Annotated in this window: 13 protein-coding genes; 6 read left to right on the top strand and 7 right to left on the bottom strand. The window is 68.0% G+C overall.

The window, feature by feature from the left end:
- Nucleotides 1-58 precede the first annotated feature (58 nt).
- The 3 genes from DWV11_RS05545 to DWV11_RS05535 are packed head-to-tail and all read left to right on the top strand — an operon-like array spanning nt 59 to nt 3854.
- On the top strand, nt 59-1144 hold the full coding sequence (locus DWV11_RS05545; protein WP_115787890.1) for an ABC transporter permease: 1086 nt from the start codon (nt 59-61) through the stop codon (nt 1142-1144).
- Nucleotides 1144-2148, top strand: a complete 1005-nt coding sequence (locus DWV11_RS05540) for an ABC transporter permease (RefSeq protein ID WP_115787889.1) — start codon at nt 1144-1146, stop codon at nt 2146-2148. Before DWV11_RS05545 ends, DWV11_RS05540 begins: the two co-directional genes overlap by 1 nt.
- Nucleotides 2145-3854 (top strand): ABC transporter ATP-binding protein, encoded by a 1710-nt coding sequence (locus DWV11_RS05535; protein WP_115787888.1) that lies wholly within the window; start codon nt 2145-2147, stop codon nt 3852-3854. The genes DWV11_RS05540 and DWV11_RS05535 overlap by 4 nt, the downstream gene beginning before the upstream one ends.
- Nucleotides 3855-4023: 169 nt before the next feature.
- On the opposite strand, the gene DWV11_RS05530 is transcribed toward DWV11_RS05535, so the two are convergent.
- Entirely contained in the window at nt 4024-4686 is a 663-nt protein-coding gene (locus DWV11_RS05530) for an NADPH-dependent F420 reductase (protein WP_115787887.1), read from the bottom strand.
- A 135-nt stretch (nt 4687-4821) separates the two neighbouring features.
- On the opposite strand from DWV11_RS05530, the gene DWV11_RS05525 reads away from it, so the two are divergent.
- Entirely contained in the window at nt 4822-5232 is a 411-nt protein-coding gene (locus DWV11_RS05525; protein WP_115787886.1) for a chorismate mutase, read from the top strand.
- A gap of 18 nt (nt 5233-5250) precedes the next feature.
- Nucleotides 5251-6285, top strand: a complete 1035-nt coding sequence (locus DWV11_RS05520; protein ID WP_115787885.1) for a uroporphyrinogen decarboxylase/cobalamine-independent methonine synthase family protein — start codon at nt 5251-5253, stop codon at nt 6283-6285.
- A gap of 4 nt (nt 6286-6289) precedes the next feature.
- Here the strand turns inward: DWV11_RS05520 and DWV11_RS05515 are convergent, their stop codons facing one another.
- The 6 genes from DWV11_RS05515 to DWV11_RS05490 all read right to left on the bottom strand — a co-directional run bounded on the left by DWV11_RS05515 (nt 6290) and on the right by DWV11_RS05490 (nt 12653).
- Nucleotides 6290-7021: a DUF4166 domain-containing protein gene (locus DWV11_RS05515; protein ID WP_115787884.1), complete on the bottom strand. Its 732-nt coding sequence runs from the start codon at nt 7019-7021 to the stop codon at nt 6290-6292.
- A 59-nt stretch (nt 7022-7080) separates the two neighbouring features.
- Nucleotides 7081-8373 carry a DUF58 domain-containing protein gene (locus DWV11_RS05510; protein ID WP_115787883.1) on the bottom strand — a complete coding sequence of 431 codons (1293 nt, stop codon included), beginning with the start codon at nt 8371-8373 and terminating at the stop codon, nt 7081-7083.
- Between the two features lie 32 nt (nt 8374-8405).
- Complete coding sequence (locus DWV11_RS05505; RefSeq protein WP_245953453.1) at nt 8406-9566, bottom strand: AAA family ATPase; 1161 nt, start codon at nt 9564-9566, stop codon at nt 8406-8408.
- Nucleotides 9518-10621 carry a DUF4350 domain-containing protein gene (locus tag DWV11_RS05500; protein ID WP_115787882.1) on the bottom strand — a complete coding sequence of 368 codons (1104 nt, stop codon included), beginning with the start codon at nt 10619-10621 and terminating at the stop codon, nt 9518-9520. Before DWV11_RS05500 ends, DWV11_RS05505 begins: the two co-directional genes overlap by 49 nt.
- 74 nt (nt 10622-10695) lie before the next feature.
- Nucleotides 10696-11382: a DUF4129 domain-containing protein gene (locus DWV11_RS05495; protein WP_115787881.1), complete on the bottom strand. Its 687-nt coding sequence runs from the start codon at nt 11380-11382 to the stop codon at nt 10696-10698.
- Nucleotides 11379-12653, bottom strand: coding sequence for a DUF7847 domain-containing protein (locus DWV11_RS05490; RefSeq protein ID WP_136017883.1), 1275 nt, complete (start codon nt 12651-12653; stop codon nt 11379-11381). Before DWV11_RS05490 ends, DWV11_RS05495 begins: the two co-directional genes overlap by 4 nt.
- Nucleotides 12654-12811: 158 nt before the next feature.
- Between DWV11_RS05490 and mtrA the strand changes: the two genes are divergently transcribed.
- Complete coding sequence (mtrA, locus tag DWV11_RS05485; protein ID WP_070347762.1) at nt 12812-13486, top strand: MtrAB system response regulator MtrA; 675 nt, start codon at nt 12812-12814, stop codon at nt 13484-13486.
- Nucleotides 13487-13632 lie beyond the last annotated feature (146 nt).

Below are 13632 nucleotides of genomic sequence, written 5' to 3'. Positions count from 1 at the left end.
CCGCCTCCTGCCGTGAGCAGGGCGAACGCCCGAAACGACTGTCTACAAAGGATTCCTCATGGCAACACTCATCGAGGCCGAGACACCTGACGTGCTTGGCCCGGCCGCGCCCAAACGCGGTGCCGGGGGAGTGGGACGATACATCCTCGTCCGCTTCCTCCTGATCTTCCCAACCATCTTCATCCTGGTCACGCTGGTCTTCTTCCTGATGCGGATCACCGGCGACCCCATCACCGCCGCCCTGGGCGGACGCCTTCCCCAGGACCAGCTCGATGCCAGGATCCACGAGGCCGGCTACGACCGGCCCATCCTGGTGCAGTACTTCGAATACCTCGGCCAGATCGCCACCGGCAACTTCGGCGTGACCCTCTCGGACCGCCGGCCGGTAATCGAGATGCTGGCCACCTTCGGCACGGCCACCCTCGAACTGGCCATCAACGCCCTCGTGGTTGCCCTCCTGATCGGCATTCCCCTGGGCATGGTCGCAGCGCACCGCCGGGATCGCACGCCCGACGCCGTGCTGCGCTTCTTCGCCATCCTCTGCTACGCCACCCCGGTTTTCTTCGCGGGCCTGCTCCTGAAGCTGACCTTCTCGGTGGCTTTGGGCTGGCTACCGGTCTCCGGCCGGGCGTCCACCAACACCGAACTGGCCATGTCCCAGCTCGCAGCACCCAGCGGCATCTACTGGCTGGACGCGATCCGGAGCGGAAACTTCCAGGCACTCGGCGACATTGCCGCGCATGCGGTGCTCCCCGCCGTCGCGCTCGGATTGCTGACCGCAGGCGTCTTCCTGCGACTGGTGCGCACCAACCTGATCGGCACGCTTGGCAAGGATTACGTGGAGGCCGGCCGTTCGCGCGGTGTCAGCGAGTTCCGTCTGGTCACCAAGCACGCCTACAAGCCGGCGCTCATCCCGATCATCACGGTCATGGGCCTGCAGATCGCGCTGCTGCTCGGCGGCGCCGTGCTGACCGAGACGACTTTCGAATGGAAGGGCCTCGGATTCCAGCTGGCGCAATACCTGACCGCCCGCGACTTCGTCGCCGTTCAAGGCATCGTGATGTTGCTCGCCGTGATCGTAGCGGTCACCAACTTCGTGGTGGACATCCTTGCGGCGATCATCGACCCGAGGGTGAGGTACTGATGTCTGAAACAACGACGGCGGCCCTCCAGCCGCCAGCTCCCCGCAAGGCGCCGCTGCTGGACCGGCTGCCCGTGACCTCGCACATCCGGCAAAGCGTCGGGCTGCAGCGCACGATGCTGCTGATCGGCGTTTCGCTGACCGGGCTGTTCCTGCTGGCCGCGGTGTTCGCCCCCCTGCTGGCACCGTACGGCTACGCGCAGATTTCGGACGCCTCCGGAACCTTCCCGGCGCAGGCCGCCCCCGGCGGCAAGCACCCTTGGGGGACCACAGTGGGCGGATACGACGTGCTGTCCCGCGTGCTCTGGGGTTCCCAGACCGCGGCCACCGTGATTGTGGTGTCCGTGGCGATGTCCATCTTCGTAGGCGTGGCGCTCGGCCTGCTCAGCGGCTACTTCGGCGGCTGGCTGGACAGAATCCTCGTGGTCATCGCAGACGCCATCTACGCCTTCCCCTCGCTGCTGCTGGCCATTGTGATGTCGATCGTCATCAGCCAGGGCCAATCCAGCTTCTGGGGCGGCATTCTGGCCTGTTCCATCTCCATCACCGTGGTGTTCGTACCGCAGTACTTCAGGGTGATCAGGGCTGAAACGATCCGCCTCAAGGCCGAACCCTTCGTGGAGTCGGCCATGGTGGTGGGAGCCTCCAGCTGGCGCATCATGGGCCGGCACATTTTCAAGAACGCAACCCGTACCCTGCCGCTGATCTTCACGCTCAACTCCTCCGAAGCGATCCTGACCCTCGCCGGCCTGGGCTTCCTGGGCTTCGGCATCGAACCGACCTCGGCCGCCGAATGGGGCTTCGACTTGAACAAAGCGCTCGCCGACACCACGTCCGGGATCTGGTGGACGGGCGTGTTCCCGGGTGTCGCTATCGTGCTGTCCGTGCTCGGCCTGACCCTGATGGGCGAAAGCATGAACGACCTCAACGATCCCCGCCTGCGCGGGCGCCGGGCTGCCGGAAGCAAGCGGTCCGGCGGCAAGGCCAAGAAGGCAGGCAAGCCATGACCATCAACCTCGGAAACATCTCGGACGAGCCGAAGCCCGCGGACGAACTGGTCCTGGACATCGATCGCCTCAAGGTCACCTTTGCCACGGACGCCGGGGACGTCCAGGCCGTCAAGGACGTGAGCCTCGACGTGAAAGCAGGGGAAGTGCTGGCCATCGTGGGTGAGTCCGGCTCCGGAAAGACGGTCACCGCCAAGACGATCCTGGGCCTCCTGCCCGAAACCGCGACCAGCTCCGGTACCGTGCTCATCAAGGGAAACAACGTCATCAGCGTCAGCCCGGCCACGCTGCGGAAAATCCGCGGCCGGGACGTCGCCATGGTGTTCCAAGAGCCGTCCACCGCGCTGAACCCGGTGTTCACGGTGGGCTGGCAGATCGCCGAAGGCATCCGCGCCCACGCCACGGACGGGCACCGGATCTCGGCCAAGGAAGCCAAGGCCAGGGCCACGGAGGCCCTGCGCAAGGTGGGCATCCCCGATCCGGAGATCCGCGTCAACTACTACCCGCACCAGCTGTCCGGCGGGCAGAAGCAACGGGTGGTCATCGCCGCGGCGCTCGCGCTGAACCCCGGCCTGATCGTCGCAGACGAACCCACTACGGCCTTGGACGTCACGGTCCAGGCCGAGATCCTGCAGTTGCTCCGGGACCTCCGCGACAAGTACGGCACGTCGATTGTGCTGATCACCCACAATATGGGCGTGGTCGCGGACCTGGCGGACCGCGTCGTGGTCATGTACCAGGGCGATGTGGTGGAAGAGGCCACCGCCAGGACCCTCTTCGCGGAACCGAAGCAGGAGTACACGAAGAAGCTGCTGGCCGCGGTCCCGCACCTTGGCCGGGACTCGGCGTCGGAAGGGGCCACGGAACGGCTGCATCAGGGCGGCAAGGTCCTGGTGGAGGCCAAGGACCTCACTATCGAATTCCCGGGACGCCTCGGCACCCCGGGCTTCAAGGCCGTCAACGGGGTCAGCTTTACGATCTCGGAGAACGAGGTCTTCGGCCTGGTGGGCGAATCCGGTTCCGGGAAGTCCACCATCGGCCGGGCCATCGCCGGGCTCAACCGGGTCACTGGCGGCAGCCTGAAGGTCTTCGGCTACGAGATGCTCGGCTTCAAGGAACGCAGCTTCAAGCCGCTGCGCAAGGACATCGGCTTCGTGTTCCAGGACCCGGCAGCCTCGTTCAACCCGCACCTCACGGTGGGCGAGTGCATCGCCGAACCCCTGCTGATCCACACCCATCCGAGTCCGGCCCAGACGAGGCTCAGAGTGGCCCAGCTGCTCGAGTCAGTTCAGCTTCCGGCCGCCTACGCCGCACGGTATCCGCACGAGCTCTCGGGCGGGCAGCGCCAACGCGCCTCGCTGGCCCGATCGCTCGCGCTGAACCCGCGGCTCCTGATCGCCGATGAACCGACCTCCGCCCTGGACGTCTCGGTGCAGGCGAAGGTGCTGGAACTGTTCAAGGACATCCAGGAGGAGTACGGCTTCGCGGCACTGTTCATCAGCCACGATCTCGCCGTGGTGGACATGCTCTCGCACTGGGTGGGCGTGCTGTTCAAAGGCCGCCTTGTGGAGCAGGGCATCGGCAGCCAGATCATGGGCGCGCCTTCCCAGGACTACACGAAGCGGCTGATCGCCTCGCTGCCGGTCCCCGACCCGGACGAACAAGCCCTGCGGCGGGAGGCGCACCGAGCCTTGCTCGGGAGCTGACGCCGGGGTGCTTGGGGGCGGCATACCGCAGTCCTCTGCGTGCTATTCCCCGCGCCCTTCGGCAGCTAAGTAGCCTGTCGAAGGGCGCGGGGCCCCTTTTTACGCACGCTGCCGGATCACGGCATGCCTGCCGCCCACGCCGACCGGGCCCGTCGTCGCGAGTTCTCCGTCAGTCTTCCGAGACGATCGCAAGGTTGAACAGCTTCCCCTGCGGCTGCTTCATGAAGATCCGCAGCCACAGGGGAAGCCACATCTCCAAGCCGCGGGCGGCATCCAGGCCACCGAGGTCGCGGATACGTTCCGGCCGCCAGCCGAAGCCGCGCAGGATCCCTTCCACCACAGCCTTGGCTTCGGGGTCGTTGCCGGCCATGAAGACGTCGTGTTCACCCCGGCCAAGCCGTTGCGGGTCCACCATCACCGGTGCACCCATCGTGTTCAGGGACTTGACCACCCTGGCCCGCGGGAACGTGCGCTGGATGGTCTCGGCGATGCTGTCCGTATTGCAGACTGACAGCGCGGGCGGAAACCCCGAGGAGTGGTCCAGGGGGTTGGAGACATCCAGCAGCACCTTGCCGTCAAGGTTGGCCTCGCCTGCTTCGCTGAGGGCAGCCAGCGACACCGTACCCGGGGTGGCGTTGATGACCACCTCCGCCATGGCGGCAGCCTGGGCAAAGGAGCCCGAGGAAGCGTTCGGTCCCGCCCCGGCGGCCCACTCCGTGCCCTTGGGATTTCCCGACTCGCGGGACCCCATCATCACCTCATGGCCCAGCTCCACCAGCTCTCCGGCCAGTGTGTGGCCTACCGTTCCCGTTCCAAGGACTGCGATCTTCAAGATGGTCTCCTTTATCCGTCGGTGTGGTTGGCCCGGGACCTGCCGCGGGCGCGGAACACAGCACCATTCTGCTCCCGGGCTTCGTCCCATGGGTAACACCGGCGAAGCAACCCGGGCAGACCATAGACTGGTGCAATGACCGAGCCGAAGCCTTTACTTTCCGAAGACGCCCGTTCCGAAGGCGCCTCCGAGACGACCGACCCCTTCGATCCCGCCGCGAGCTCGCTGGCCGGCCAGGTGGACCGTTCGGTCATGGAAGAACTGCTTTCGATTCGCTCCAGCATCGACAACATTGACGCCACGCTCGTTTTCCTTTTGGCCGAACGCTTCAAGGCGACGCAGAAGGTGGGCGTGCTCAAAGCCACCCACAAGCTGCCCGCCGGGGACCCGGGCCGGGAGGCCGCCCAGATTTCCCGGCTCCGGCGCCTGGCAGAGGAAGCGCACCTGGACCCGGCCTTCGCCGAGAAGTTCCTGAACTTCATCATCAGCGAAGTGATCCGCCACCACGAGGCAATCGCCGAGGGCCACCAGGCCGGCCGGGACTGAGGCGTGGAGGAACGCTCCGTGGCCGGATCCGCGCCGGGCCAGGTGACGGCCACCGCCCTGGGGCCCTGGCCGGGTGACGACCCCTTGGAAGCCACGCGTACCATCCGCGGTGAACTCGGCAGCCCGCACCTGCCCTTCCTCGCCGAACTTCCGGACCGGGGCGTCGGCTCCGACCCACTCGGCCGGACCGCGTCGCTCCTCGTTGAGCTCGCCGTGGACGTGCAGCCGCACGGTTGGCGCCTCGTGGACCGCCCGGGCAAGGATCAGCAGCGTGCCCGGTCCGCGCTTGCTACCGACATCAATGTGCTGGCGGATGTGGCCGGCGCCGAAGACGACTCCGCGGAAGCGGTGAAGATCCAGCTCAGGGGGCCGCTCAGCCTGGCCGCGGGCCTTTACCTGCACAACGGCGAACGGGCGCTGCTCGACTTCGGCGCACGCCGCGACATCACCGACTCGCTGGCGGCGGGCGTGGCCGAGCACATCGCCCGGATCCGTGCAGCGGTGCCCGGTGCCGACGTCGTGGTCCAACTGGACGAGCCGGACATCGCCGCCGTCCTCGCAGGAACGATCCCAACGGCGAGCGGGTACCGCACGTTGCGTTCGATTCCGCAGGATGAAGCCACTGCCGCCTGGCGCCGGGTTGTCGATGCCCTGAAGGCGGCCGGGGCCGCGGAGACGGTCATCGCCGTGCCCGAGATCGAAGCCCCGTTCGCGCAGATCCTCGCCTCCGGGGCCGACGGTGTCGCTGTCCCGCTCAAGGCCTTGACCACCCGCCAGTGGGAACAACTGGCCGGCGCGGTCGAGTCCGGCAAACGCGTCTGGGCCGGTGCGCTGCCCGCCGGCGAACCCGGTAGGACACTGCCCCGCACGGCCGAGCTCGTGGAAGCGGTCTGGCGGCCGTGGCGTCAGCTCGGCCTGCCGGCGTCGTCCCTTGTCTCGCTGCGGGTGACACCGTCGCACGGCCTGGCCGGGCACAGCCCGGCGGCGGCGAAGGAGATCCTCAGCCGGCTGACCCAGCTCGCGGACGGTCTCAACCAGCTCGCCCTTGGTTGAACGGCTAGACGCGGGACTCCCAGCGGTCCGGCTCTGCGTAACGCGGGAGCCCGACGGCGGCCCTGCTCCCCGCCGCGGCTTGCGGCAGCAACGGCGCCAGCCGGTAGTCGAAGTACCCCGCGTACACGAGCACCAGGCCGACGTGCCTTTGCAGCACCTTCACCTGGATCCGGTGCTTGCCCGCCCCGGCATCCCACCATTGTTCGGCGTAGGCACTGGCGTCCAACATTGCAGGCAGCCGGAGCCTGAGCGGGCCGAGGAATGCCCGCGTGGACCCGGAGATTCCCCGGAGCCTGCCCTCCGGTGTGACCTCGAGCCGCAGCTCGGTGGCCAACCGCCGGTGCTTGCCGAGGTAGTCGACCAGCCGGGTGCTGCCGTTGGCCTCGACGGCTGAGGTGGTGTCCTGGAAGAGCCGGGTGCGGCCGGGGAAGAAGATCTCGCGCCGGGCAGTCAGGCTGGAACGGCCGAACGGGTCAAGGTGGGCGTGGTTCTCGATCCGGAAGGGCACCGTTTCGCCGTACTCGGGGAACAGGGACTCCTCGGCGGCCGCCAGCGACAGCAGCGGCCGCAGCCAGGCCTGCCGGCACCCCACCACTTCGAACACGCCCTCGCCGATTCCGTAGCGGCCGGACCCCGGGGCCAAGGCGAAGTAGTCCTGCAACTCCGGCTGCAGGCGGCGGAAGGCGCTGCCCAGTGCCTGCTCGTAAACCGGGGTGCGTTCCCGGAGTGTGTCCACCGTGGTTCCTCCTTCTGTGCTGGCCGCGCTTGGCGGGCCGAAACGGTGGCGGTCTGCCGTCACAGCCGGCCCGCGGCCTTCAGCCGGATGTAGGTGTCCGCGAGCTTCGGCGGAAGGTCCAGCGGTTCCGCGTCCACTACCTCGGCCCCCACCTGCTTCAATTGTGCGGCAACCGCTGCCCGGTCGAGCAGCGCACGTTCCGCCGCGGCCGCGCGGAAGACCTGGCTCGCCGTCGTACGTTCCGCCGCCATCGCGCCCAGCAGCGGGTCCCGCACGGCCGCAACCACCACCACGTGCTGGAGGGCCAGTTGCGCCACGGTGGGGATGAGGTTCTCCTCGGGAACACCGCTGTCCAGGGACGTCAGCAGCACCACGAGGGAACGGTGCGCGGACACTGCCCGCACCTGGGCCGGCACCTGGCCCCAGTCCATCTCGATCAGCTCTGCTTCCAACGGCGCCATGGCCTGGACGAGCCGGCCCAGCAGAGTCCCCTTGGACGCCGAGTCAACCCGGCCGCGGACCCTGCGATCAAAGGCGACGAAGTCCACCCTGTCGCCGCCGCGTTCGGCGAGCACCGCCAGCAACAGTGCTGCCTCGATCCCGGTATCCAGCCGCGGCTCGTCCCCGATCCGAGCAGCGGCAGTGCGCGAGGTGTCCAGCACGATCACTACGCGGCGGTCCCGTTCGGGGCGCCAGGTGCGGACGACGACGGCGGTGCGCCGGGCGGTGGCGCGCCAGTCGATGGAGCGGACGTCGTCGCCCCGGACATAGTCGCGCAGCGAATCGAACTCGGTTCCGGCGCCGCGGATCTGCACTGCGGCCTTGCCGTCCAATTCCCGCAGCTTGCGCAGTTTGGAGGGCAGGTGCCGCTTTGCATGGAACGGCGGCAGGACCCGCAGCGTGCCCGGCTGCGGCAGCGTGCGCTGACGGGCGGCCAGCCCCAGCGGACCAAAGGAACGGACGGTGACGTGGGGCGCGGACAGATCGCCCCGGCGCGTGGGAACAAGCCGCACCGTCATGCGCCGCCGTTCGCCGGCAGGGACCGTGATCCGCTGGACCGGGTCCACCGCGCCGGCGGAGGGCTGCCAGGCGTCACGGACGATGGCCCGAAGAGTGCGGTCGCTGTTGTTCGTCAGCAGCAACTGGCTCTCGGCCCCCGAATGCAAGGTCACATTTGCGGGCAGCTGGCGCTCCAAAACCAGCCGCCGCGGGGAGATGGCCAGCATGGCGTCAAGCACGGCCAGCATGAACAGCCCGGAGAACAGCAGCCAGGCTGTTCCCCAGCCGGGGAACAACAGCATCGGCACGAGCGCGACCGCCGCAAGCAGCACGAGCCTTCCCGTGATGGCCATTCAGGATCCCCGGATCAACGTGTGGGCGGGCATCAGCGCGGCACAGGAACGGAGGCGAGGATGTTGCCGAGGACCTCGTCGACGTGCACGCCGTCCATCTGGGCTTCCGGCCGCAGCGCCACCCGGTGGCGCAGGCACGGCAGGGCGAGCGCCTTGACGTCGTCGGGCGTGACGAAATCCCGCCCGGAGAGCCAGGCCCAGGCCCGGGACGTGGTGAGCAGCGCTGTGGCACCGCGCGGCGAGACGCCCAGCTGGAACGAGGGCGCCGCCCGGGTGGCCCGCACCACGTCCACGATGTAGGCCAGGACTTCGGGCGCCACCCGCACGGCGGCAACCTTCGCCCGGGCGCTTTCCAGTTCGCCGCTGCCGGCCACCGCCCCGACTCCCGCGGCCGCGAGGTTCCGGGGATCGAATCCTTCGGCGTGCCGCCGGACAACTTCGATCTCTTCGCCGCGGGCGGGCAGCGGCATGGTGAGCTTGAGCAGGAAACGGTCCAGCTGCGCTTCGGGCAGGGGATAGGTGCCCTCGTATTCCACCGGGTTCTGCGTAGCGGCGACGATGAACGGCACCGGCAACGGGCGCGACACGCCGTCGGCCGATACTTGGCGTTCCTCCATGGCCTCCAGGAGCGAGGCTTGGGTCTTCGGGGGCGTCCGGTTGATCTCGTCCGCCAGCAGGATGTTCGTGAAGACCGGGCCTTCCCGGAAGGTGAACTCGGAGCTGTGGGAATCGTAGACCAGTGAACCCGTGACGTCGCCAGGCATGAGGTCAGGGGTGAACTGCACCCGTTTCGTATCCAGGCTCAGGGCCTGGGAGAGAGCCCGGACCAGCAGCGTCTTTGCCACGCCGGGCACGCCCTCCAGCAGGACATGGCCGCTGCAGAGCAGCGCGATCAGCATGCCGGTCACCGTGGAATCCTGCCCGACGACGGCTTTGCCCACCTCGTGCCGGACGTCCAGGAGGGCCCGGCGGGCCGGGTCGCCGACCGCACCGGGTGCACGATCAGGGGACGGCCAGGATGCAGCGGTCTTCGCGGGCGGGATGTTGGCCGGTGCCTGGGCAGCCGGGGCCCCGGATGCGGTGTCGTAGGAAGGCGCCATGCCGGTGTACCCGTCCCATTGAGTGTTCTGCTGTACGTTGTCGTTCACCGGGCTGACGCCTCCTGCTCGAGTTGTTCCAAAGTCTGTGCCCATCGCACCAGGCCGGACTGCGAATCCGGCCGGTGATCCAGGATGTCCCACACCTGCGCGGGCGGGCGGCCGGTCTTCCGGGAAACCGCCTCCACCAAGGCGCCGATACCTGCGTCCGGACCGAGCCGGAACTCCCGCGAAAGCCGGACGAGGCTGCCCGCCCGGAGGTTCGCTGCCGCCCGCTCCACAGCCCGGGCATCCTGGTAGAGCCTGGCCCGTCCTTCGGCCGTTTCCGCCGCCTTGACCACCACCGGGAGCGGTTCGAACACCAGCGGTCCAATCCGACGTCCGCGCCACAGGACTGCGAAGAGGGCGATGACCAGGAGCCACGGCCCGAGGAACGCCACCCAAGGCGGAGCCAGCTGGGACAGGGTGGCAGGCTTCCCCTCCAGCGGTACGTCGCCGAGGCCCGGCAAGTACCAGACGAGTTCGGGGGAATCGCCCAGGCTGCGGAGGACAAGCGCCGCGTTTCCGCGCTCGTCGAGCAGATCGTTGCTCAGCAGTGCAGCGCTGCCGAGCACCACCACCAGTCCGTCATCGCTGACCGCGTACAGGCCGCCATCTCCTATGCGGTAACAGATTTCGCCGCTTCCGGCATACAGCTGGCCGTTGCCGGCCGAGATGTTCCCTGCCACCCGGGGGTCCTCGAGACTGCATCCGGGTTCCGTAACCTCGTGCCCCTGCGGAACAACTCCGGCGTTGCGGAGGCCATTGTCCAGCCCCCGCAGGGTCCGCCGGCCGGGACTGACCACGACGACCCTGTGCGAGGCAGCCCGGAGTTCCTGGAGTTCCTCCTCGCCGAGGTATCCGTTCTGGTCGTAGAGCAGCAGGGTTGCTGAACCGGCCCTTCCTTCCAACATGGCCAGGGCCTGTTCGAAAGAGCCGGGTTCACTGATGTCCACGCCCTGGGAGCGGAGGATTTCGGCAGCCGCCATGGCCCCGTCCGGGGCCGCGTTGCGGGGTGACAGTGCCCCGCCGTCCGGGTCCGTGCCCAGCCGGGACACCACCATGTAGCCCAGGGTGAGGGCCACGATGGACCCGATCACGATCCAGACCATGCGCCGCCGAAGACGGGCCTTCCAGGCTGGCGGCGAACCAGGAGCGGTATCCGCGTGGTGTTGGCTGAGGGCCGTCATCGCGGCACCGCCAATCCGTGGCCGGTCCTGCCCTGGTAGTCCGGCTTCAGCGCGGCCAGATGCCTGTCCAGGGTCTGCAAGGCCCGGTAGTGTTGCGCCTCGGCCGCGGCGTGGCCGTACTTGACGGTGTCGAAGAGCCTGGCTGCTTCGTCCAGCTGGGCCTGGCTCCCACTGAACGCGCGCCCAAGTTGCGCGGCCGCTTCGTCAGCGGTGCGGCCCGCTTGCGGATCGATGACGGTACGGTCTTCGGCCGAACGCACGAGCGCACGGAACTGCTCGACGACGGCGGTGCTCCAGTCACCCTGCGCCGCTGCAGCGGCCGCCCGCGAACGGAAAGTCACGGCGTCGAGGATTGCTTCCTCGTCGAAGACGGTGGCGGAGGGCCGCTTCCGCCCGGAGTTGAGCCGCGGCCTGACCACGATGACGGCCGCGACCACGAGTGCGAGGGCGAGCAGGATGGCGATGGGCCAGGTCCAGTCCTGGCCCGGACCGGATCCGTCGGAATTCAGGGAGCGCAGCCACTCCACGAAACGGTCCATGAGCTCGTCGAACCAGCTTGGCTTCGCCTCTGCGTACCGGGGTTTGCCGAGTTCGTCGATCGCCCAGCGACGGGCCTCATTGCGGTCCGGATCGACGGGGGTTTCGGCGGGCAGGAAGCCCGCAAGCAGGGAAAGGGCAATCATCCTGTCGGGAACCCCGTGCCCTGTCCACGCTGCCATCCTCCTGGGGCACGGCGCGGAGGCAGCCCGCGGCCTGGAACTCCGTCCGGGTCGCTTCCGGATTCCAGCATCCTCTGGAATTCCACATCCAGGCCTTCGCGTCGCATCCGCAGATCGAGGTAGACGAGCGCGGCCGCTGCGGACTGGAAAGCGAATCCAAGAGCACCGACCAGTCCGCCGACTACCATGCTGACAATCGTGAGCAGGAGGTCTGTGTTGCTTTGTTGCTCGGCGCCGGCATGAGGCGAGACGACAGAACTGATCCCGCCGACTGCGAAGGTGATGGGGAGTTGGATCACCACGCCGATCAGCGAGGCAATCAGCCAAGCCACCAACACGATGCCGAAGATCCGCCACCAGTTGGCGGTGGTCAGGGACCAGGAACGCCGAATGGCCTCGAGGATGCCGACCTCCTCGACCACCAGGGCGGCCGGAGCCACCAGGAACTTGATGGACAGCCAGGCGATCACGAACGCAGCCCCAAGTCCGAGCGGAAACACAAGGATCAAGAGGGCCGGACTCGTTGAGGCGAGGCTGGCCAGCAACACCACGAACACCAGCCCGAACGGCAGCAGTGGCACCAGCAGCAGGAGAACGGACAGCCCGGTGAGGGCAAGTACGCGGCGGCGTGCAAGGACCCACATCTGCTTGAACCCTGTCTTGCGGTTCAAGGACGAGCGGGACGCAGGAACGGCCATGACTCCGCTCAGGATGGATAACACGACCGTGGACATCATCCATGCGCCGATCCCTCCGGCCATCAGGCCAAGGCCTGGACCGATGAGCGCGGATGAGTCAGCGTCGCTGTCAAAGCGGCTACCGCCCGCCTGCTCGAGGCGGGCCAGGAAGTCGGCACTGCCTGATGTCAAGGTGGCCGCCAGCAGGAGGGACACGCACTGGCCCAGGAGCGCGGAGCCGAGCATGGCGGCAGGGTTCCGGCGGACCGTCTGGAAGGCGCCGTCCAGGACTTCGCCGAAGAGCAGGGGACGCAGAGGGACGATCCCTGGCTTGGGGGGTGCGATGTAGCGCGGTTGGCCATAGGGTGCACCCGGCTGGGGGCCCCACCCCGGGGCCTGCGGCTGGCCCGGCAGCTGACCGGGACCTCCCCATTGCGGCCGGCCGCCCCACTGTGGCTGTCCGCCCCACTGTGGCTGTCCGCCCCACGGCGACTGGGCACCTGATTGGGGCTGCCCCCATGGTGGCGGGGCGCCGGGCCCGGGTTCCTGCTGTGACACGCGATCCTCCCCAAAAGTGCCGTGTCCGCCCAGCCTATAGTTCCGCCGTCGCCGCTCATAGCCCTTTGGGCGATCACGGCAGGGACAGCAGCGGTGGCCGCCATGCCGTGAGCGGCAGTCAACGGGACAATGGCCATTCGATGGGGGAATATATAACTATGAAGGCACGCATCCTGGTAGTTGACGACGACGAAGCACTCGCCGAAATGATCGGCATCGTGCTTCGCAACGACGGCTTCGATCCGGTTTTCTGCGCAGACGGTGGTCAGGCGCTTGACGTTTTCCGTTCCTCGAGGCCGGACCTCGTCCTCCTGGACCTCATGCTTCCGGGCTCGGACGGTATCGAGGTCTGCCGCCAGATCCGCGGCGAATCGGACGTTCCGATCGTCATGCTGACGGCGAAGTCGGACACCTCCGACGTCGTCCGTGGCCTGGAATCCGGCGCTGACGACTACGTGCCCAAGCCTTTCAAGCCGGCTGAACTCGTTGCCAGGGTCCGTGCCCGGCTGCGCCCGGGAGAGCAGAAGGCCCCCGAGACGCTCCGGATCGCCGACGTGACGATCGATGTTGCCGGCCACATGGTCACGCGCGGCGGGGAACGGATCTCGCTCACTCCGCTCGAGTTCGATCTCCTCGTTGCCCTGGCCCGCAAGCCCTGGCAGGTCTTCACACGCGAACTCCTCCTGGAGCAGGTGTGGGGTTACCGCCACGCCGCCGACACCAGGCTTGTCAATGTCCATGTCCAGCGGTTGCGCTCCAAGATCGAGCGCGACCCGGAAGCACCCGAAGTTGTTCTGACGGTCCGTGGTGTCGGTTACAAAGCGGGATCCTGAGCCAACCTCCGGCAAGGCCGGTTCCGGGACCACGCCGTCCGAGGCGATACCGGACGAGCGGCCCTTCCCTTCAAGCCAGGAGCCCGGCCAGGCTCAGGGCCACGGGCCGAACGAGCCGTCGGGCAAGCGCGCAACGGGCCAGACCC

Source organism: Arthrobacter silvisoli (assembly GCF_003369445.1).
Classification (GTDB): Bacteria; Actinomycetota; Actinomycetes; order Actinomycetales; family Micrococcaceae; genus Arthrobacter; species Arthrobacter silvisoli.
The sequence above is the reverse complement of the archived record's forward strand: the minus strand, read 5'-3'. Positions and strand labels throughout refer to the sequence as shown.

What these genes read in the sequence shown, in the direction of transcription:
- DWV11_RS05545 (WP_115787890.1), top strand. Translation starts at nt 59, where the DNA reads ATGGCAACACTCATCGAGGCCGAGACACCTGACGTGCTTGGCCCGGCC.
- DWV11_RS05540 (WP_115787889.1), top strand. Translation starts at nt 1,144, where the DNA reads ATGTCTGAAACAACGACGGCGGCCCTCCAGCCGCCAGCTCCCCGCAAG.
- DWV11_RS05535 (WP_115787888.1), top strand. Translation starts at nt 2,145, where the DNA reads ATGACCATCAACCTCGGAAACATCTCGGACGAGCCGAAGCCCGCGGAC.
- DWV11_RS05525 (WP_115787886.1), top strand. Translation starts at nt 4,822, where the DNA reads ATGACCGAGCCGAAGCCTTTACTTTCCGAAGACGCCCGTTCCGAAGGC.
- DWV11_RS05510 (WP_115787883.1), bottom strand. Translation starts at nt 8,373, where the DNA reads ATGGCCATCACGGGAAGGCTCGTGCTGCTTGCGGCGGTCGCGCTCGTG.
- DWV11_RS05505 (WP_245953453.1), bottom strand. Translation starts at nt 9,566, where the DNA reads ATGGGCACAGACTTTGGAACAACTCGAGCAGGAGGCGTCAGCCCGGTG.
- DWV11_RS05500 (WP_115787882.1), bottom strand. Translation starts at nt 10,621, where the DNA reads ATGGTCTGGATCGTGATCGGGTCCATCGTGGCCCTCACCCTGGGCTAC.
- DWV11_RS05495 (WP_115787881.1), bottom strand. Translation starts at nt 11,382, where the DNA reads ATGATTGCCCTTTCCCTGCTTGCGGGCTTCCTGCCCGCCGAAACCCCC.
- mtrA (WP_070347762.1), top strand. Translation starts at nt 12,812, where the DNA reads ATGAAGGCACGCATCCTGGTAGTTGACGACGACGAAGCACTCGCCGAA.